This is a genomic window from Vibrio sp. 10N.247.311.47 (assembly GCF_041467535.1).
GTDB classification, from domain to species: domain Bacteria; phylum Pseudomonadota; class Gammaproteobacteria; order Enterobacterales; family Vibrionaceae; genus Vibrio; species Vibrio crassostreae_C.
Map to the genome: position 1 here is coordinate 1 of NZ_JBFSUR010000011.1, position 19,606 is coordinate 19,606.

A 19,606-nucleotide genomic window follows, 5' to 3' on the forward strand; every position below is an offset into this window, starting at 1 on the left:
CGGCAAGTTATCCGCTAAACACCTGCACCCTAGAAGGGATAAACAACAAGATAAAGCTAATCAAGCGAATGGGGTATGGGTATCGAGATACCGACTACTTCTTCTTGAAGATAAAAGCGGCTTTCCCCGGAAAGCCGCGATGAACCCCTTAATAGGGGCCTTTTTTGTACTTGGAAGTTTTAAAATTGTTGTCGAGCATGCTCACTTACACCCGTAATCTCTGCGTGCTCTCTTAGAATTTCAAACAACTACTTTGAAAAGCAATGATACTAGAGGCTTCTTTAAAGGAGCTATTTTTTGTATCTGGTGGCTGGTGGATTTGGGATTAAGAGTAAAGAAAAGCGGGTATTAAAAAGGGTTAATGCTTTCACATTAACCCTTTGGTATTTGGTAGTGTCGATTCTACTTTTTGATGCTAAGCAGGGTGCCAGACTTACACTTGAATGAGTAATAATGGCGGCTCTCGTTGAATTTTCCTAAGCCTTCGCCGTCACAGTAGTCGATATTGATGTCACGCATCACTTCTAGTGTGTCTTCGCTTTTCAGAGCGAATTTAGAGCCATCAGAGCAGACAATACGCACTCTTTCATCATGGCTTACTGAGTAAATATCGACTTCGGTGTTACACAGCTCAAAAGAGGCTTCACGAAAGTTGTCTTGCTGTGTATTTGAAGCGCAACCTGCAGTCAGTGTTGCTGCGAAAACTGCCAAAAGTCCGAGTCTTTTCATTGTTAATCCTTCGCTATCATCAGATTGATTGATGAGTTTTATATGCTATTTCAGGTAGCCTATACAACAACACGCTTTGGTTCAAGGAGCGCTCGTTGACTCTAAGATATAAAAGTATAGATGTAGACAGATAATTTATAATTGGCTAACTGCATGTTTATCCAATACGTATCACCAATAAAAAAGACCAACACTGAGGTTGGCCTTTCAAAATCAAGCTTGTTTTAAATGACTATCGAAACTGTTTGGCTTCTGGAAGGAATTCAAAACCAGCAGACGCAAGTTTAGCGATCAATGCTGCTTTGTCGATCTCGTAGAAGTTGACCACTCGATCTATATCACCGCCGAAGTCGTCACGTAGCTTCATGTTGACGATGCTCATCAACATTACAGGATCCATTTTTTCAAAATTAGCGAGGTTCATATTAGTCCTCGAAATCTGAGATCAGCAGGTTTGCAGCGGCAAAGGCTGCACGCTCACGCGCTTCTTTAGGAAGAGATTCGTCTGCAGCAAGGTCATTCAATGTTTTTACCGCGCAGGTGATCGCTTTCGGGATATAGCCTTGGTCGCCACTGCCAATTTGAGAATACAGTTCACGCACCAAATCACAACAATCGTATACTTTCATTTTTATACCTAACCAAATGATAACTGATCTCAATATACACATAGAGATAAGCAAAAACAAAGTGGATCTGATTAAGTTCAGAGTTAGTTTGTTCTTGCTCAATATCTCATTCTGTTGATGCTCAACGTATCACTTGCTAGCTTGCCAATTAGCCGGATATTGACCGCTTAACCAGATATTTGCTGTTCAAGTTGATAAGTCACTTCATCAGCAAGGTTGAGTTGTTTGGCTAACTCTTTGAGGTACGCCTTTTCCATGAAGTTCTGTTCGTCGGCTACGATCAAAGAGGCTAAGTAGATTTCGCTGGCTTGTTGCGGTGATGTCGCGAGTTGAGCGATTTCACTTGGATCGAGTGGTTTGTGCAACTCTTCAGACACCAATTTAGTCAGTTGATAATCGGCACCCATGTTCTCGACGGCTTGTTCAATCTTAGCCATCTCTTCTTCATCGACATGGCCATCGGCTTTGGATGCGGCAATCATTGATCTGAGAATCAGTACGCTATGGTTTGAGTCGTTCTCATCAAATTTAGCTTGCTCGGCATTCGGTGTTTGGCCTTGTTTAGATTGGTAGTCGTTGTAGACCTTGTAAGCGAGAGCGCCCAGAGCTGCTGCGCCACCAATACCTGCGGCTTTCTTACCCATTTTCTTGGTTTTATTAGAACCCATTAATGCACCTAATAGCCCGCCACCAACAGCGCCTGCACCGAAGGCTCCGAGTGTACTTTTACTGCTACTCTTGCCATTGTTGCCTTGAGAAAGGTCACTTAAACTTGAAGACCCTTGTGAAAGTTTCTGAGTGCCTTGTTTAACGAGATCTGACTTAAGTGCTTGGTTAAGTAAGCTTTTGATATCCATCGATACCTCCAATGGTGAGCATGTCCAAAAAGTTGATGACACCAATATACGGATTTGAAGATGAACAGGGGATTAACTTACGTTATTTACTCTACTGATAAATAGGAAGGGAGTTTGAAGCGAAATGACAGGCACAAAAAAGGCCACCTAACGGCAGCCTTTCAATGTTTATCTAGTCAGTAATCGGATTACTAAGCTAGTTGAGCCTTAAGGTGCTCGATAACCGTGTCCATTGCGATAGCTTCTTTATCACCAGTACGACGGTTTTTGTATTCGAAGTTACCTTCGTCCATGCTGCGATCGCCGATAACGATAGTGTGAGGGATACCCACAAGCTCGATATCTTTAAACATAACACCAGGGCGCTCTTTACGGTCATCGAATAAAACTTCGATACCCATAGCTGTTAATTCAGCGTATAGCTTCTCAGCTGCTTCTTTAACGCGCTCAGATTTGTGCATGTTCATTGGTACGATAGCAACTTGGAACGGCGCTAGTGCGTCTGGCCAAGTGATACCGAATTTATCGTGGTTTTGCTCGATAGCAGATGCAACAACACGTGAAACACCGATACCGTAACAACCCATCTCTAGGATTACGCTCTTACCATCAGGACCAAGCATGTTACAGTTCATTGCTTTAGAGTAAGTATTACCCAGTTGGAAGATGTGACCCACTTCGATACCACGCTTAAGCTGGATAGTACCTTTACCACATGGGCTAAGGTCACCTTCAACTACGTTACGTAGGTCTTCAACTTGAGCAAGCTCAACGTCACGACCCCAGTTAATTCCGAAGTAGTGCTTACCGTCTACGTTTGCACCAGCGCCGAAGTCACTCATTACAGCAACTGAGCGGTCAACGATGAATGGTAGCTCTAGGCCAACAGGGCCAAGTGAACCAGGACCAGCGCCAACAAGTGCACGGATTTCTTCTTCAGAAGCCATCTCTAATGGAGAAGCAACCTGTGGAAGGTTTTCTGCTTTCACTTCGTTAAGCTCGTGGTCACCACGGATGATTAGAGCAATGATATCTGCTTCTACTTCATCAGATGCTTTAACGAATAGAGTCTTAACTGTCTTCTCGATTGCTAGACCGTGTTGCTCTACCAATTCTGCGATAGTTTTCGCATTTGGTGTATCAACCAGTTCCATCTCTTGAGTTGGTGCTGCTGCATCTTCAGTAGGAGCAAGTGCTTCTGCTTTTTCGATGTTTGCTGCGTAATCTGACTCAGTTGAGAATGCGATTAGGTCTTCGCCGCTTTCAGCAAGAACGTGGAACTCTTGAGAGCCGCTGCCGCCGATTGCGCCAGAGTCTGCCAATACTGGACGGTATTCAAGGCCCATACGGTCGAATGCTTTACAGTAAGCATCGTGCATCGCTTGGTAAGACTTTTCTAAGCCTTCTTTGTCGATATCAAAGCTGTACGCATCCATCATAGAGAATTCACGTGCACGCATTACGCCAAAACGAGGGCGGCGCTCATCACGGAATTTAGTCTGGATTTGGTACAGATTTAGAGGTAGCTGTTTGTAAGAGCTGATCTCGTTACGTACTAGACTCGTTACCACTTCTTCAGCTGTTGGGCTAAGAACAAATGGACGAGAGTGACGGTCTGTGAAACGAAGTAGCTCAGGCCCCATCTTTTCAGAACGGCCAGTCTCTTCCCAAAGCTCAAACGGTTGAACTACGGGCATCAAGATTTCAACGGCACCTGCATTATCGATCTCTTGGCGAACGATATTTTCGACTTTACGCAGTACACGTAGACCAGTAGGTAGCCAAGTATATAAACCTGAAGCTAGCTTACGGATCATACCTGCACGTAGCATCAGCTGGTGGCTGATAACTTCTGCGTCGTTTGGAGTCTCTTTCAGAGTAGAAAGAAGGTAGTTACTGGTACGCATTCTATGGTATCCGTTTCATCATTGATAAAAGAAAACTTGCTGTCGTTCGTAACCACAGCAAATCTGATATAGCCGCATATAATATCAGCCTATTTGGGATCTCAAAAGCGTTCAATGTCAGTTACATTGATGAAAAGCGTTTCAACCACGAATTTCACGTTAAGATTGAACAAATTTACCGCATATTCCTTGTTGTCAGGCTTACCTTTCTTATAGGCAGGGCGAGGATCTTGGCCTAATACTTCTTTGATCACCTGAATGATATGGCGCGCTTGTGGATGGCTTGCGAGCTTACTTTGCGCTTGCTGCGAAAAGTTAACGTCGAGCACTTCTGGTTCGTCGGCGGCGAACCCTCCCAATGCATCCGGAATCGAATCTGAGTAGGGGATATAAGGCTTGATGTCGATGATCGGTGTACCGTCTACTAAGTCGACGCTGCCGAGATCCAACCAAGTCTGTCCTTTCTCTTGAGACACACCTTTTAGTTCAACCGCAGACATGCCAATTCCATTTGGTCTGAATGTGGCACGTGACGCGAATACACCAATACGTTCATTCCCGCCAAGGCGAGGTGGCCTCACAGTTGGTTTCCAGCCTGCTTCAAGGTTCTTGTCGAACAGAAATAGTAACCAAACATGGCTAAATTGCTCTATATCACGAACAGACTCAAGGCAGTTTGCTGCATCAACCAACCTGACTCTTGAGGTGGATGTGGGTACCAACCTGGGCTGCCTTGGCACAGCGAACTTCTCTTTATAAGGAGACTCAATAAAGCCAACAGGTTCAATGGTGTACATAGTTGGGTGTTCTCTGATTACGATTAAGACGGAAAAATATCATAAAATCGCTTGTTTTTCTTTTGATAATAATTATCATTTGAAATGTTATAACATATCAAAATTAGTTATTTAGGGGAAATACAATGAAACCGAATATCCATCCAGATTACCGTCCCGTGGTTTTTCATGACACCAGTGTCGATGAGTACTTCTTAATCGGCTCAACGCTAAAAACAGACCGTACTATCGAATGGGAAGACGGCAATACTTATCCTTACTTCACGATTGAGGTGTCGTCAAAGTCGCATCCTTTCTATACGGGTAAACAACGAGTGCTACATAAAGAGGGACGTGTTGCGAACTTCACTCGTCGTTTTGGTCAATTAGGTAAGGGAGCGAAATAGAATGAAAGTTGTGAAATCACTTAAAAGTGCGAAAAGTCGCCATCCTGATTGCCAGATAGTAAAGCGCAGAGGTCGTTATTATGTTATCTGCAAAACCAATCCGAGATTCAAAGCGGTTCAGAAATAGTCAGTCAAATTGATGTGACGCGAGTGTAAAAACGAGGGGAAAGTCAAACTTCATTCATTTGTCTGTTTTTCTTTTCCCTCGAGAAGAACCTGACAGAATATTGCGTATTAACTTAGAGTATGGCGTGTTTTATTTTCAAGTGAATCAATGGCTTATATTATCAGTTATATTTGTAGTGAATGTGTATTTGTGAATTATAAATCTAGATTTTGTATTTAATGTAGATTTATTTGCTAATTAATTGTTCAAATAGAGTTAAAAATCGTCGTTTGTTACACATTTTGTAACATTTTGAATTTCTAATTGATAATTTTGTCGCGTACCCTTCGCTGGCAATTTGAACATTTTTGTCACAATTGCATAGGAATCACTACAAGGAGGGAACTGATGAGTTCATCAGCTTCAATAAAAAACAACTCGCCAAAGAAACCTATTTTTACCCGTTTTCTCGATGGTGTTGAATATTTGGGGAACCTATTACCCCACCCGATCACTCTTTTCGCAATCTTCTGTGTCGCTATTCTAGTTACTTCAGGTATAGCTGGATATTTTGATGTGTCTGTTATGGACCCTCGTCCAGAAGGTGCTCCAGGTCGTGCTGCTGACGGCATGATCTACGTTGTAAGCTTACTTAATGCTGAAGGCTTACAGCTCATTGTTACTAATCTAGTGACAAACTTTGTTGGCTTTGCGCCATTAGGTACCGTGCTTGTTGCAATGCTAGGTGTAGCGATTGCTGAGCACTCAGGTCTATTATCTGCGGCGATGCGTGGCATGGTAATGGGCGCATCTAAGCGCATGGTTACGGTAACCGTAGTTTTCGCAGGTATTATCTCTAACACGGCTTCAGAGCTTGGCTATGTAGTACTTATCCCGCTTGCAGCAATGCTTTTCCACTCTTTGGGTCGTCACCCATTAGCAGGTCTAGCGGCAGCATTTGCTGGTGTATCTGGTGGTTACTCTGCAAACCTTCTAATCGGTACGGTTGACCCGCTGCTTTCTGGTATTACTACAACAGCAGCACAAATGATTGACCCGACTTACAACGTTGGTCCTGAATCAAACTGGTACTTCATGTTTGTTTCTACTTTCTTCATCGCGATTACAGGTGCATTTGTAACTGAGAAGATTGTTGAACCAAAACTGGGTAAATACAACGACGAAGAAGCGTCTGAAGATTTATCAAATGATTCAATGGGCAAGCTAACAGACGTTGAGAAGAAAGGCCTTAAGTTTGCGGGTATCGCAGTGCTAGCGGTTTCAGCGCTTCTTGCTTGGACGATTGTTCCAGCTGATGGTGTTCTACGTTCAGCAGCAGGTACGGTTTCAGGTTCTCCATTCCTGAAAAGTATCGTAGCGTTCATCTTCGTATTCTTCGCAGTTCCTGGTTTTGTTTACGGTAAAGTTACCGGCACAATGAAAACAGACCGTGATGTAATCAATGCAATGTCTAAGTCTATGTCTTCAATGGGCATGTACATCGTACTTGTGTTCTTCGCTGCTCAGTTTGTTGCTTTCTTCAAGTGGACTAACTTCGGTCAAGTATTCGCAGTTGCAGGTGCTACTTTCCTACAGGATATCGGCCTAACGGGTCCAATGTTGTTCTTCGCATTCATCCTAATGTGTGGCTTCATTAACCTGATGATCGGTTCGGCTTCTGCTCAGTGGGCAGTAACAGCGCCAATCTTCGTTCCAATGCTAATGTTAGTAGGTTACGCACCTGAAACGATTCAAGCGGCTTACCGTATCGGTGATTCAACAACCAACATCATTACGCCAATGATGAGCTACTTTGGTCTTATCCTAGCTGTAGCGACGCGTTACATGAAGAACCTAGGTATCGGTACTCTGATTGCAACTATGCTTCCATACTCAATCGTATTCTTGGTTGGTTGGAGCTTAATGTTCTACGTTTGGGTATTCGTATTTGGCCTACCAGTAGGTCCAGGTGCTGCAACGTACTACACGCCTTAGTTGTAGAGTAGGGGAAACCTTCTTCTAATTGATATTAAAAAAACCTGCATTGTTTGCAGGTTTTTTGATTTTTTATGGAGAGATAGAACTAGGTTAAGCTCGGATGAGCCAGCTAGCGTTTGGCTAGAATTCTATCTAAGTGGTTGGCAAACTCACGACGGTCGGTTTGAGAAAGGGCACTTGGTCCACCCGTTTGGATGCCACTTGAGCGCATGGTATCCATAAAGTCACGAATGTTCAGACGCGCTTTAATGGTCTCTTTGGTGTAAAGCTCACCACGAGAGCTGAGTGCTTGCCCACCTTTAGTGATCACTTCGTCAGCCAGAGGGATATCGGATGTAATCACAAGATCGCCGGGTTCAGTGCGCTTTACGATTTCATCATCAGCAATATCAAACCCGCTTGGCACTTGAATTGAGTGAATGTTATTGCGTTTAGGAACGGGAACCAGATGGTTTGCCACAAAGGTACATTCAACCCCTGTGCGCTCAGCTGCGCGTACGATTGTTTCTCGGATAACCTTTGGACAAGCGTCCGCATCAACCCATATCTTCATAGTGTTCTATTTCTCTGTTAGCTTATTTATCGGTCAACTTATTGCTCAGTTGCCTTATTGATCAGTTAGTTTAGCTTCAAGCATGGCAACGCGAGCAGTGAGTTCAAGGATTTGCTTTTCCAGTTGGCTAACACGATCAAGTGCTGGCTCTTCTTGTGTCGCGACTTCAACTTTAGGAACACGATTTGCGCTTTTCCAGCTCTTGATGGTCGTGATTAAAGCGGGCATCGGAACGGATGTGCTCATACGAGCCTTAACTAAAGCAACTGTCGGCTCTTTCCCTTGCGCTTGCAGTCCTTCAAGCACTGATTTCAACTCTTCAGAAACATCTTTTGTCAGCATGTTGATCTCCATTTTTAGTCTTTAGTCATTTTACTCGCTCTGGTGAATGATAGCGAATCATAAAACCGCCCATGGCTTGTGAGAGATCTCTTACAAAGGTTGTGAGATAACACGAATACATCGCTAGAGAGATTGATGTGCACATGGTTAAGGTGTTGAATTTTAATTGTTTTATATAATTAACAACTTTCTTAAATTCAAAATGTGATGCAAATCTATTGTCCGAAATCCTAAATCGCGTAAATTAAACCTTGTCGGAAGGATTCTGACACGGAACAGGAAAGCACCAAGGATTTGGTTATCTTCAGGATGAAGATTTGGTTACTTAGGATTGAGTGATCAAGCATGGAGCGTAAGGACATTGTAGGGATACAGTCAGTTAACAGGAAGTTAGCTGCAACGGAATGACAATGGACACCTTTAGGATTAAAGGGTTGGATTAGCATCAGGACGATGTAAAGGACACCGCTCACGGAACAAGTGATGTGCGCTAACTAGGATTGTTAGCTTTCAGGATGATTGGACACCGCTAGGACGGCGAAGTAAAGGAAAGAGCTGAAGGATTACAGCCACTATTATGGATGATGCATGGAGCATTAATTAGTAGCCGGACTGCTGCGAGTAAGACCCTAGCCCTGACACTTCGGTGTCGGGGCTTTTCTTTTCCTAAGGCTTTTTCTCTATCTAGGGGCTCTCTTTAATTCAGGAGCTTTTATCTAAGCACGCGACATCTGCTTTTCTGCTAATGGTCAACACAAGGAGTGTTTTATGACGATAGCAACCTCAAGAACGCTGTTGGTACCTTATACCGAGCAGTTAGAACATGACTTTATCAAGTTGAATTGCTGCCCCATCAATCGTGCTGAAATGAACGGGCCGCATTCTATTGCCTCTGCAAAACACCTATTTCAAGAAATACTGAACGACAACGTTGGTTTTTGCCGAGCCATTATCCACAACCAAACCCGCGAATACCTCGGGCATTTGTTTGTTTCGTCTGAAGAAGGGAAGCATGAACTGGGATTTATTCTGGACAAGGAGTTTTGGAATCAAGGCCTTGCTAGTGAAGTGCTAAAACCTTTCTTTAGTTTGGTTTGTTTTGAAGAACACCTAACGAATGTTGTCGCGACCGTTAATGTTGGTCATAACCCATCAATTAAGTTACTTGAAAAGTTAGGCTTTGCATTTAAAGAGACCAAACAAGATCAGTTTGGCCCTTATCATGAATATAGTTATACCGCGTATTGCGACGTTACATTCTATGAGGCTGTAGCTCAAACCGCATAGAACGGAAGCCCACCATGGTCAGTTTCCCTTGGTACAGGTCATCACCTAACGCTGAAAACTCAAATTGATACACGGTGTGCCAGCGCCAAATGGTGGTGAGCTCATGGCGCATCTTAAGTTTATGACCACTAAAGGCAACACTTAATAGCTGTAAGTCGAGCTCTTTACATTTTCTCGCAATGGCAGCTTTCGCAAGCTCGGATTGCCTGCGCTGTTGCCAAAACAGAAAGCAAAAGAAGCACAGCATCAAAATAGCCAATAAGTTATCTATCATTTAATCCATACTTCCTTTTATCTCTCTATTCCGTTCGTGATTTGAGCTTTTTGTTATGAGCTACTGAGCTGTTCTGTCTGGTATCTATTGCGACTTAGCCGCTTGTTGTAATTCTACAAGTGCATTGGCGAGTTCTGGTGATGGGTTCGAGTTCAATAATGGTAAAAATACCATTCTCAGTGTCGGAATCATCACTAAATCTGCAAATAACTGATTGAACAAGTTTTGGTTGCCCGTTTGTGCGAGACGCAGCAAGAACTGCTCAGCAATCGCAGGATCTTGCAGTGCGTGCCAGCTGCGACCAGCCAAACCAATCAATACTTCTTGGTGGCTTAAGCGCGGGCTAGCCAGAACTTGGTTAATTACGGCGTTGGTTGTGCTTTGCTCTGCGCCAGAAAGGGCACGTACCAGTGCTGACAGTAAGAACAGATCTGGCTCTTGACTGTTAATCTCATTCTCTGCCATTTCTTGTAAGCGTTGAGCGAGCTTGTCATTGATTTGCGTATGCTCAAGCGCCCCGAGAGTCGCGTATAGAGGTTCTGAAGGCAGCTTATTCAATGCTTTGCGAATCGCGACACCATTTTGTTGGCTGCCTAAACGAGCACACATATCAGTGATGCCTTGTAGGCCAACGGTTTTCCAGTTGTCCCAGCCTAGATCGCCTGTGAAGTAGTGTTGAGCGTGTTCGTAGTATTGGCTCGTTGCAAGGTCTAAACCTGCTCTTACTTGGCTATGGAACACGGCCATTTTGTCTTCTGAAGGCTTGAAGGTATATGGGTTGTTTGACAGCTTTTGTTGTTGCTCTTCGCTGATCTCACCGTTCAAACGTGTGCCCATCGCTTCGATAACAAACTTAAGGAAATTGCCGACATCACCTTGATGTAATAGGCCTCTTTCGTCCAGTTTGAATTTTAGGAACCAGATCCATGGCTGCTTCTGTTCATTCCAGTAGCTGATCGCTAAGTGAGCTTGTTTCTGAAGTGGAAATGGGTATGGCTGTTTCCCTTGCTCAACATCGGAGAATAGGGTGTTGTCGATCTTCTGGATACGGCGACCGAGGTCGTAGATATCGTATTGGCAACCGCTATTCTTTAGCAACTGAGTGAGCGTGTGAATCGTTTCCATAGTAATAAAGCTCCTAACTTTCTTTCCTAAATAGATGGTACTCTATGCCCCAATTTCAAGGTCACTAGATAAATAACTTGGTGAAAAATGACAGCTGCCACAAAGTTACCTCCATTACTTCAACAATTAGAACAACAAATGCGCCAATGCTCCCTATGGAGTAGCGTTGCACCGTTGGATGAAGCTCTGGCGAGCGTTGAACCTTTTGCTATCGATTCACTGCAACCCGAAGAGTGGCTACAGTGGATCTTCATCGTCAAGATTAATGCGATGATTGATGCGCAAATGCCTTTACCTAAGGGGTTTGCTATTCATCCATATTTTGGTGAAGTGTGGAAAAATGAGGCAGACAAAGCTGAGCTACTAGTGACGATTCAAAGCATTGATGAGGTATGCGCCTAATGTTAGAGATCATTTATCAAGATGAGTACTTTGTCGCGGTAAATAAGCCTGCAGGAATGCTGGTGCACCGCTCATGGCTAGATAAACACGAGACTCAATTTGTTATGCAGACATTGCGCGATCAAATTGGTCAGCATGTATTTCCATTACACCGCTTAGACAGACCGACATCGGGTGTGTTGGTGTTTGCGTTGTCGAGTGAGGTTGCTTCACAGGTGATGCCAATGTTCGCTAATCATGAGATGCAAAAAACCTATCATGCGATTGTCCGTGGTTGGATAGAAGAGGGCGATACGCTCGATTATGCACTTAAGGTTGAGCTGGATAAGATCGCAGATAAGTTCGCGAAAGAAGACAAAGAAGCGCAAGAGGCAGTGACAGTCTATGAACCGCTAGCAAAAGTAGAAGTGCCATATTCAACAGGACGCTTTCCTACGAGCCGCTACTGCTTGGTTGAGATGATGCCAAAGACAGGTCGCAAACATCAGCTGCGTCGTCACATGGCTCATCTAAGACATCCGATTGTCGGTGATACTTCACATGGTGATGGTAAGCACAATCGACTGTTCCGTGATGATTTAGATTCGCATCGTTTGTTGTTGCACGCTTCTGAGCTTCGCTTTATCCATCCTTTCACAAAAGAAGAGTTGGTGATGAAGGCCAACCTTGATGAAACTTGGCTAAGGTTGTTTGAAACCTTTGAGTGGGATACTAACTTAATCGATGCTCAAACTTGCTTGTCTAAGTAAGTCTCGCGTGTTTAGGCAATCTCCAGTCTAAGTGAATAGAGAAAATAGAATAAAAAAACAAAGGGCTGATAGTGATATCAGCCCTTTTTGTATCTGTATAACCTTAACGGCATAACTAATGTTGGTTAGTTAACAGTAATAGTTAGTCGCGGGATCATTTTAGCTTTTCTAGATCAGCTTCGATCTCAGCGATCTTGCTTGATACCACTTTCTCTAGATGGCGTAAGTCGGTAAGGATCTTCTGCTTCACATCCACCTCAGCCGTTGGCGTCGGTTTGGTGATTTTGTTGAGTTCATCAATCACAAGAGTGAGGTTGCGGTTAATCTCTGTCACTTCTTTGTATTGATTATTGCCACCGCTAACAAGCACACTTTTTACTTGTCGTGGGTACTTAAATTTAACGCTTTTCGCGAACAGTTCCCCTTTCTGCTTACGAAAGTAAATCTTCAGGATATCTTTGTGCGCTTCTTGGCGAAGGGAGTAACGTTCAATCTGTTTAGGTTCGTGGATACCTAAGCCAGTGAGGTTTGGATACATAAGCGACCTCTAGGTTATGAATGTAATACTTTTATGTAATTGACTTGATCAATGTAGCAGCCTAACGACGAGCTAGATAGTTGATATCTGTGAATTGATTGTAAGTTGTGGGCAAGATCGCTCTCTATCTTTGCCCACACTTATTTGGTTATTAAACCTGTTTTTAGACTGAATTCGCTTTCTAAGGTGCGAGTTCAGAAACGTGCTCGGTTAATCGTTCTCTTAGTGCCTGTTCTTGTTCTTCAGACAGCCTTCCTCCCGCTTCACTGGTCAGAATAAACAGATCCTCTGCTCGCTCACCTATGGTGGTGATTTTGGCACCGTGCAAGTTGATGTCTAGCTCCGCAAAGGTTGCACCGACTTGAGCCAATAACCCCGGCGTATCAAGAGCTCTTAACTCCATCAAGGTACGTTTCTTGCTCTTGGTTGGTAGGAACTCAACTAAGGTTTTGACCTTAAAGTGTTGCAAGTTACGTGGCGTGCGACGCGTCTTAATCTTAGTCGGGCGGCCATCAGTCAATACATGAGTCAGATGTTTAGCAACGGCTTTGTGTCTTGCTTCATCAATCGCTTCGCCGTGCTGGTCTAGTACGATAAAGGTATCCAAAACATGACCATCTTTGCTAACCATGACCTGCGCGTCATGAACGTTAAAGTTACGTCTGTCGAGTTCGGCAACCACGGTCGCAAACAGTGCTGCTTGGTCTTTACAATAAACGAACACTTCTGTGCCACCGCGCGTCGCTTTCTTACTGATCAGCACTAACGGTTGGCTTGGGTCTTCTAGGCGAAGTAAGTGCTCACAGTGCCAAGCGATTTGTTTATGTGTGTGACGCAAGAAATAATCGGCCTTAAAGCGTTGCCACAACACTTCAATCTCACGAGCGGTGAAGCCTTCTTTACGCAGCAGTGCTGATGCCATTTGTTGGTTGTGACGAATACGGTCTCTGACATCGACAGGGTTTTCCAAGCCGCGGCGCAGTGCTCGCTGCGTTGAGTGGAACAGCTCAGCTAACAGGGTTCGTTTCCAACTGTTCCATAGCTCAGGGTTAGTCGCACAGATATCGGCAACGGTTAAACAAACCAGTAGCTCGAGTGATTCTTCATCACGCACTTTTTTGGCGAATTCGGTGATCACATCTGGGTCGTAGATATCACGACGTTGAGCCGTTACTGACATCAATAGGTGATTTTGTACCAACCACGCGACTTGTTTGGCTTCAGGCTTCGATAGCCCGTGTTCAATACAGAAAGAGTAAGCCTCAACCGCACCTATCTCAGAGTGGTCTCCGCCGCGGCCTTTGCCGATGTCATGGAAGATAGCGGCAAGGATCAGCAACTCTTTCTTCTGTACTCGAGGATAGACTTCACAGCAGATAGGGTGCTTATCGTGGTTTTCGATTTGACCAAAGCGGTTGATGTGCTTGAGCAGGCGGATACTGTGCTCATCCACGGTGTAAACATGGAATAGGTCAAACTGCATCTGACCAACGATCTGGCTCCACTGCGGTAAGTACGCAGAGAGCACGCCCAATTTGTGCATTAAGCTAAAGGCTTTGTGCAGGGCATTAGGGTGGCGAACTAGATCCATGAACTTGTCACGAGCTTCAGGAATGGTATGCAGGAATCGGTTCAATCGACGGCGTGCCGTACGCAGTTGTCGCAATGTTGGTGGACTTACCCCTTCGATAGTCGAGTCATTGGCGATATGGATGAACATATCGAGAATGGTTTCTGGTCTTGCTTGGAATAGGGCAGGCTTGCGCGCTTCGATCAACGAACCTCGACGTTGGAAATCACTATCGAGAATTTCAGCGTCTTGGGTTTGACCGCCATTGATGATCGCTTGATCGAACAGCTTAAGCAGCATCTTATTCAGTTCAGCAACACGACGAAGGGTTCGGTAGAACTCTTTCATCATCATCTCAACACCACGGTTTCCTTCACCCGTATAACCCAGATGTTCAGCGACTTGAGCTTGATGCGCGAACGTTAAACGGTTGTCGTAACGGCGCAGTTCAATATGCAATGCAAAGCGAACACGCCATAAAAAATCTTGGCACTCAACGAGCTCACGATATTCAGCATCGGTCAGAAAGCCGTATTTGCTCATCTCTAACAAAGAGGTCGCGCCGAAGTGGCGACGCGCAACCCAGCTCAGGGTATGGATGTCTCTGAGCCCTCCCGGAGTCGATTTGATGTCCGGTTCTAAATTATAGGTGGTGTCGTGGTAGCGAGCATGACGCTCTCTCTGTTCTTGAATCTTGGCTTTGTAAAACGTCTCACTTGGCCAAAATGAATCGGAATGAATCTTCAGTTTTAGTTCTTGGAAAGTGTCTTCACTACCACATAACAATCGCGACTCTTGTAGGTTGGTCGCGACGGTTAAATCATCGGTGCCGATATCGAGACACTCAGTAATAGTTCGCACAGCATGGCCAACTTCGAGCTTTAAATCCCAAAGTAGAGTAATGAATTGACTGACCTTTTCACCAAGAGCTGGTGGTAGTGTTTTTTGCGAGACAATGAGAATATCAATGTCAGACAAAGGATGCAGTTCGCCACGACCATAACCACCCACTGCGACAAGTGAAATATGAGGCAGTTTGTTGAATCCGAAATTTTCCCACAAACGATTGAGAAGTAAATCCATGTATTCGGAGCGCAGTAGAACCAAATCGGTGACGGGATGGTGGTTCAGAAATTCATTTTTTTGATACTGCGTGAAGATCTCGAGCTGATTTTTTAATTCGCAGATTTCAATTTGTTCGTCATTGAACGTAAGAGGGCATTGATAAGGCATAGTCTGCTATCCGTGCAAGCAAATGAGAATAGTAAACAATTTAACAGAAGCTGATGGAAAATCGAAATTGAGTGGATAAAAAATATCCTCGACAATGCGAGGATATTTTTAAAAGGCTGATGCGCTCAGTTCGGTGAACTAAGCGTTCTTCATGATACGTGGGATTGTATCATCGCTGCGCAGTGTTAGTACTTCACAACCAGTATCAGTTACAACCAGAGTGTGCTCCCATTGAGCCGAGTTCTTGCTGTCTGCTGTGTATACTGTCCAGCTATCTTCGTCATCAAGACGACAGCCAAACTTACCCGCGTTGATCATTGGCTCGATAGTGAAGCACATGCCTGCTTTTAGCACGGTGCGATCGCTGTTCTTGTAGTGAACTACTTGTGGATCTTCGTGGAATTCAGAACCAATGCCGTGACCACAGTAATCTTTAACAATAGAGAACTTAGCGCGTGGGTTGTTCTTGTTGTTTGTTTTGATGTACTTCTCGATAGCAGTACCGATTTGACCAAGTTGAACACCTGGCTTAACTTGGCGCATGCCTTCGTAAAGTGCTTCTTGAGCAACCATGCACAGACGCTTGTTTGCAGGTGAAACCTCACCCACTAGGAACATCTTAGAGGTGTCACCGTGGTAGCCTTGAGGGCGAGTACTAAGATCGGCATTTGCGTCATCAGGGATGATAACTGTGATATCAACGTTCAGAATGTCGCCATCTTTGAGTACCGCAGGTTTGAATTGACCTGTGCTACCCGTTTCGTCTTGTGACGCGGGAATGCCGTGACACACAATATGATTGATAGACGTACAGATAGACTTAGGGAAACCGTGGTAATCGAGTGGCGCAGAGTATGCACCTCTTTCTAGAGCGTACTCATGACAAAGCGTATTGAGCTCTTCCGTCGTGGTACCCACTTGGATGTGAGGTTCGATCATCTCAATAATGTCAGCGGCCAGCTTGCCGGCGACGCGCATTTTTTCAATTTCTTCAGCAGTTTTAATTTTTACAGCCATTGCATATCTCTTAATTTGGTAGCACCTAAGTGTGCATATTGGGGCTATTCTATCAGTGCAGCAATTTAGCGCAACATTCCCATGCCCATACATTGCTGGTGGATACTGCTCAACGTGAGTGAATCGTGATCAATTTATTGAGACAGAAGTGAATGAATAGCGACACTATTTATAGGTGAAATTCGCCGATAGGGATCAGTATAGCAGTCGCCATTTTTAGAATTTTTTCTAGCCATAGATAGACAAAATATGGTATAAAGCGCGCCGGACATCAGGACTGTTTTCTCCAATTGGCGAAACAAGCTTTGTGTCCACTAACTTATTTCTTTAAATCACACACATTCCGACACATGTTCCGGGGTGCCTCAACAACATAGATAACGGCTGAAAAGTGGTTAGTTGTTAGGGGTCGGATTCATGGGGGATGTGGAGGCCTAACCCCATAGAGGATTTTAAAATGGCAACTGTATCAATGCGCGATATGCTTAAAGCTGGTGTTCACTTCGGTCACCAAACTCGTTACTGGAACCCAAAAATGAAGCCATTCATCTTTGGTGCTCGTAACAAAGTACATATCATCAACCTAGAAAAAACTGTACCAATGTTCAACGACGCTCTAGCTGAAATTGCTAAAGTTGGCGAGAAGAAAGGTAAAGTTCTTTTTGTTGGTACTAAGCGCGCTGCATCTGAAGCTGTTAAAGAAGCTGCTATCAACAGCAACCAGTTCTACGTTAACAACCGCTGGTTAGGCGGTATGCTAACGAACTACAAAACTGTTCGTCAGTCTATCAAGCGTCTGAAAGAACTTGAAGCGCAAGCTCAAGACGGTACTTTCGACAAGCTTACTAAGAAAGAAGCTCTAATGCGTACTCGTGAAATGGAGAAGCTAGAGAAATCTCTTGGTGGTATTAAGAACATGGGCGGCCTTCCAGACGCTCTATTCGTAATCGATGCTGATCACGAACACATCGCAGTTAAAGAAGCAAACAACCTAGGTATCCCAGTTTACGCTGTAGTTGATACTAACTCTAACCCAGACGGCGTTGACTTCGTTATCCCAGGTAACGATGATGCAATCCGTGCAGTACAGCTTTACCTAAACGCTGCTGCAGACGCGGTTAAAGAAGGTCGTAACAAAGATGTTGCTGCTGTAGCTGCTGAAAAAGACGGTTTTGTAGAAGCTGAATAATAGCGGCTCTGAGCCATATTTAGTTCATATTAAGCGGTCATAATCGGTGGCTTAACGGACTGAATACAGTCAATATCAGGGGCCAATTAATTAGGCCCCTGTTTTTTATCTTTTTTAGAATTTACTGAGGAATAGAGAATGGCAACTGTAACTGCAGCTCTAGTTAAAGAACTTCGTGAACGCACAGCTGCGGGCATGATGGAATGTAAAAAAGCACTTGTTGCTGCTGAAGGCGACATCGAGCTAGCAATTGAAAACATGCGTAAATCTGGCGCAGCGAAAGCAGCTAAAAAAGCTGGTAACGTTGCTGCTGAAGGCGCAATCATCATCAAAGAAGCAAACGGCGCAGCTGCTCTTCTTGAAGTTAACTGCCAAACTGATTTCGTAGCTAAAGATGCAGGTTTCCTTGCATTCGCTAACGAAGTTGCTGAAGTTGCTCTAGCAGAACGTCTAGAAATCGCTGCTCTTCAAGCTAAATTTGAAGAAGCGCGTATTGCACTAGTAACTAAGATCGGTGAAAACATCAACATCCGTCGCGTACAATTCGTTGAAGGTGTTGCACTAGCTTCTTACCGTCACGGCGAGAAAATCGGTGTTGTTGTTGCTGGTGAAGGCGAAGCTGAAACGCTTAAGCACGTTGCAATGCACGTTGCTGCATCACGTCCTGAGTTCCTAAACCCAGAAGACGTACCTGCAGACGTAGTTGAGAAAGAAAAAGCAGTTCAAGTTGAAATCGCTATGAACGAAGGCAAACCAGCTGAAATCGCAGAGAAAATGGTTGTTGGCCGTATGAAGAAATTCACGGGCGAAATCTCTCTAACTGGTCAAGCTTTCATCATGGAGCCTAAGCAAACTGTTGGCGCTATCCTGAAAGAGAAAGGCGCTTCAGTATCTGACTTCGTACGTCTAGAAGTTGGTGAAGGCATCGAGAAAGCGGCTGAAATGAGCTTCGCTGACGAAGTTGCTGCGGTACAAAAAGGTTAATCCTTAGCGTATTGTTTGAAAAAGACCGTGGCAAATGCTGCGGTCTTTTTATGAATAATGAATTATTTCCGACTTTTAGCTGTTATGAATGCAAACTGAGCTCTTCAGTTTTTATCCATGACTGTTAATCATCAACTCTTTGGAAGGTAAACTCCATGACTACGAACCCTAAACCAGTGTATCAACGTATTCTGTTAAAACTTAGCGGTGAAGCGCTACAAGGCGAAGAAGGTTTTGGTATTGACCCAACGATCCTTGATCGTATGGCTCAAGAAGTAAAAGAATTGGTTGAACTAGGCGTTCAAGTTGGTGTTGTTATCGGTGGCGGTAACTTGTTCCGTGGTGCTGGTCTTGCTGAAGCTGGCATGAACCGCGTTGTTGGTGACCACATGGGTATGCTTGCAACGGTAATGAACGGCCTTGCAATGCGTGACGCTCTTCACCGTGCTTACGTAAACGCACGTGTAATGTCTGCAATCCCTCTTAAAGGTGTGTGTGACGACTACAACTGGGCAGATGCAATCAGCCAACTACGTCAAGGTCGCGTTGTGATCTTCTCTGCTGGTACGGGTAACCCATTCTTCACTACGGATTCTGCTGCATGTCTACGTGGTATCGAAATCGAAGCTGACGTAGTTCTAAAAGCGACAAAAGTAGATGGTGTATTTACTTCTGACCCTGTAGCAAACCCAGACGCAGAGTTGTATGATACGTTGTCTTACAATACGGTTCTTGATAAAGAACTTAAAGTAATGGACTTGGCTGCATTTACGCTAGCACGTGATCACAAAATGCCAATCCGTGTATTTAACATGAATAAACCAGGCGCACTACGTCGCGTGGTTATGGGTGAAACTGAAGGTACATTAATCAGCGACGCTGACTAATTTTTCGGGCTTACTGAGGTGTTGTACCTTGGCAAGCTTATCCTTAT

23 protein-coding genes are annotated in these 19,606 nt (G+C 44.3%); 10 read left to right on the forward strand and 13 right to left on the reverse strand.

The genetic code is table 11. The features are described 5' to 3' along the window. A partial coding sequence (locus tag AB6E51_RS09320) for a transposase (RefSeq protein WP_229648106.1) occupies positions 1-143 on the forward strand: 143 nt, incomplete at its 5' end. 259 nt (positions 144-402) lie between these two features. On the opposite strand, the gene AB6E51_RS09325 is transcribed toward AB6E51_RS09320, so the two are convergent. The 6 genes from AB6E51_RS09325 to tsaA form a co-directional block, all read right to left on the reverse strand. Continuing rightward, the gene (locus AB6E51_RS09325) at positions 403-729 is read right to left on the reverse strand and encodes a hypothetical protein (protein ID WP_017066388.1); all 327 of its coding nucleotides are present in this window, start codon (positions 727-729) and stop codon (positions 403-405) included. A 232-nt stretch (positions 730-961) separates the two neighbouring features. After that, the gene (locus AB6E51_RS09330) at positions 962-1,153 is read right to left on the reverse strand and encodes a DUF4250 domain-containing protein (protein WP_029235125.1); all 192 of its coding nucleotides are present in this window, start codon (positions 1,151-1,153) and stop codon (positions 962-964) included. A gap of 1 nt (position 1,154) precedes the next feature. Further along, the gene (locus AB6E51_RS09335; RefSeq protein WP_008222923.1) at positions 1,155-1,358 is read right to left on the reverse strand and encodes a YaeP family protein; all 204 of its coding nucleotides are present in this window, start codon (positions 1,356-1,358) and stop codon (positions 1,155-1,157) included. A gap of 167 nt (positions 1,359-1,525) precedes the next feature. Next, on the reverse strand, positions 1,526-2,215 hold the full coding sequence (locus AB6E51_RS09340; RefSeq protein ID WP_102333904.1) for a tellurite resistance TerB family protein: 690 nt from the start codon (positions 2,213-2,215) through the stop codon (positions 1,526-1,528). A 191-nt stretch (positions 2,216-2,406) separates the two neighbouring features. Further along, on the reverse strand, positions 2,407-4,122 hold the full coding sequence (locus AB6E51_RS09345; RefSeq protein ID WP_372058916.1) for a proline--tRNA ligase: 1,716 nt from the start codon (positions 4,120-4,122) through the stop codon (positions 2,407-2,409). Between the two features lie 101 nt (positions 4,123-4,223). After that, positions 4,224-4,919, reverse strand: coding sequence for a tRNA (N6-threonylcarbamoyladenosine(37)-N6)-methyltransferase TrmO (gene tsaA, locus AB6E51_RS09350; protein ID WP_017063354.1), 696 nt, complete (start codon positions 4,917-4,919; stop codon positions 4,224-4,226). A gap of 125 nt (positions 4,920-5,044) precedes the next feature. Here tsaA and AB6E51_RS09355 point away from each other — a divergent pair, with 125 nt between their 5' ends. The 3 genes from AB6E51_RS09355 (at position 5,045) to AB6E51_RS09365 (ending at position 7,406) form a co-directional block, all read left to right on the forward strand. Further along, positions 5,045-5,305 carry a type B 50S ribosomal protein L31 gene (locus tag AB6E51_RS09355; protein WP_009847432.1) on the forward strand — a complete coding sequence of 87 codons (261 nt, stop codon included), beginning with the start codon at positions 5,045-5,047 and terminating at the stop codon, positions 5,303-5,305. A gap of 1 nt (position 5,306) precedes the next feature. Beyond that, positions 5,307-5,432, forward strand: a complete 126-nt coding sequence (gene ykgO / locus AB6E51_RS09360) for a type B 50S ribosomal protein L36 (protein WP_372058918.1) — start codon at positions 5,307-5,309, stop codon at positions 5,430-5,432. A 387-nt stretch (positions 5,433-5,819) separates the two neighbouring features. Beyond that, on the forward strand, positions 5,820-7,406 hold the full coding sequence (locus AB6E51_RS09365) for an AbgT family transporter (protein WP_017066391.1): 1,587 nt from the start codon (positions 5,820-5,822) through the stop codon (positions 7,404-7,406). 112 nt (positions 7,407-7,518) lie between these two features. On the opposite strand, the gene AB6E51_RS09370 is transcribed toward AB6E51_RS09365, so the two are convergent. Both AB6E51_RS09370 and AB6E51_RS09375 read right to left on the reverse strand, forming a co-directional pair. Then, positions 7,519-7,962: a YaiI/YqxD family protein gene (locus AB6E51_RS09370; protein WP_017063355.1), complete on the reverse strand. Its 444-nt coding sequence runs from the start codon at positions 7,960-7,962 to the stop codon at positions 7,519-7,521. 54 nt (positions 7,963-8,016) lie between these two features. Beyond that, complete coding sequence (locus AB6E51_RS09375; RefSeq protein ID WP_017069390.1) at positions 8,017-8,304, reverse strand: hypothetical protein; 288 nt, start codon at positions 8,302-8,304, stop codon at positions 8,017-8,019. A 768-nt stretch (positions 8,305-9,072) separates the two neighbouring features. Between AB6E51_RS09375 and AB6E51_RS09380 the strand changes: the two genes are divergently transcribed. Beyond that, the gene (locus AB6E51_RS09380; RefSeq protein ID WP_017060749.1) at positions 9,073-9,591 is read left to right on the forward strand and encodes a GNAT family N-acetyltransferase; all 519 of its coding nucleotides are present in this window, start codon (positions 9,073-9,075) and stop codon (positions 9,589-9,591) included. On the opposite strand, the gene AB6E51_RS09385 is transcribed toward AB6E51_RS09380, so the two are convergent. Together AB6E51_RS09385 and AB6E51_RS09390 are read right to left on the reverse strand one after the other, a co-directional pair. Continuing rightward, complete coding sequence (locus AB6E51_RS09385; RefSeq protein WP_017060748.1) at positions 9,557-9,865, reverse strand: DUF3301 domain-containing protein; 309 nt, start codon at positions 9,863-9,865, stop codon at positions 9,557-9,559. The two genes, AB6E51_RS09380 and AB6E51_RS09385, sit on opposite strands and share 35 nt — an antisense overlap. A gap of 84 nt (positions 9,866-9,949) precedes the next feature. Further along, positions 9,950-10,990, reverse strand: coding sequence for a DUF3549 family protein (locus AB6E51_RS09390; protein ID WP_017066393.1), 1,041 nt, complete (start codon positions 10,988-10,990; stop codon positions 9,950-9,952). A gap of 87 nt (positions 10,991-11,077) precedes the next feature. On the opposite strand from AB6E51_RS09390, the gene AB6E51_RS09395 reads away from it, so the two are divergent. Continuing rightward, entirely contained in the window at positions 11,078-11,392 is a 315-nt protein-coding gene (locus AB6E51_RS09395) for a YqcC family protein (RefSeq protein ID WP_017066394.1), read from the forward strand. Next, a complete protein-coding gene (gene truC / locus AB6E51_RS09400; protein WP_017060745.1) occupies positions 11,392-12,141 on the forward strand; it encodes a tRNA pseudouridine(65) synthase TruC in 750 nt (249 codons plus the stop codon). The genes AB6E51_RS09395 and truC overlap by 1 nt, the downstream gene beginning before the upstream one ends. 154 nt (positions 12,142-12,295) lie before the next feature. Here the strand turns inward: truC and AB6E51_RS09405 are convergent, their stop codons facing one another. The 3 genes from AB6E51_RS09405 to map all read right to left on the reverse strand — a co-directional run bounded on the left by AB6E51_RS09405 (position 12,296) and on the right by map (position 16,499). Then, positions 12,296-12,679 (reverse strand): DUF3461 family protein, encoded by a 384-nt coding sequence (locus AB6E51_RS09405; protein ID WP_004734354.1) that lies wholly within the window; start codon positions 12,677-12,679, stop codon positions 12,296-12,298. 181 nt (positions 12,680-12,860) lie between these two features. Continuing rightward, positions 12,861-15,482, reverse strand: coding sequence for a bifunctional uridylyltransferase/uridylyl-removing protein GlnD (gene glnD, locus AB6E51_RS09410; RefSeq protein ID WP_017060744.1), 2,622 nt, complete (start codon positions 15,480-15,482; stop codon positions 12,861-12,863). A gap of 138 nt (positions 15,483-15,620) precedes the next feature. Beyond that, positions 15,621-16,499, reverse strand: a complete 879-nt coding sequence (gene map / locus AB6E51_RS09415; RefSeq protein WP_017060743.1) for a type I methionyl aminopeptidase — start codon at positions 16,497-16,499, stop codon at positions 15,621-15,623. A gap of 457 nt (positions 16,500-16,956) precedes the next feature. Between map and rpsB the strand changes: the two genes are divergently transcribed. The 3 genes from rpsB (at position 16,957) to pyrH (ending at position 19,559) form a co-directional block, all read left to right on the forward strand. Continuing rightward, positions 16,957-17,688, forward strand: coding sequence for a 30S ribosomal protein S2 (gene rpsB / locus AB6E51_RS09420; RefSeq protein WP_009847420.1), 732 nt, complete (start codon positions 16,957-16,959; stop codon positions 17,686-17,688). Between the two features lie 138 nt (positions 17,689-17,826). Beyond that, the gene (gene tsf / locus AB6E51_RS09425; RefSeq protein ID WP_010436487.1) at positions 17,827-18,672 is read left to right on the forward strand and encodes a translation elongation factor Ts; all 846 of its coding nucleotides are present in this window, start codon (positions 17,827-17,829) and stop codon (positions 18,670-18,672) included. 155 nt (positions 18,673-18,827) lie between these two features. Then, complete coding sequence (pyrH, locus tag AB6E51_RS09430) at positions 18,828-19,559, forward strand: UMP kinase (protein ID WP_017060742.1); 732 nt, start codon at positions 18,828-18,830, stop codon at positions 19,557-19,559. The last annotated feature ends 47 nt before the right edge of the window (positions 19,560-19,606 follow it).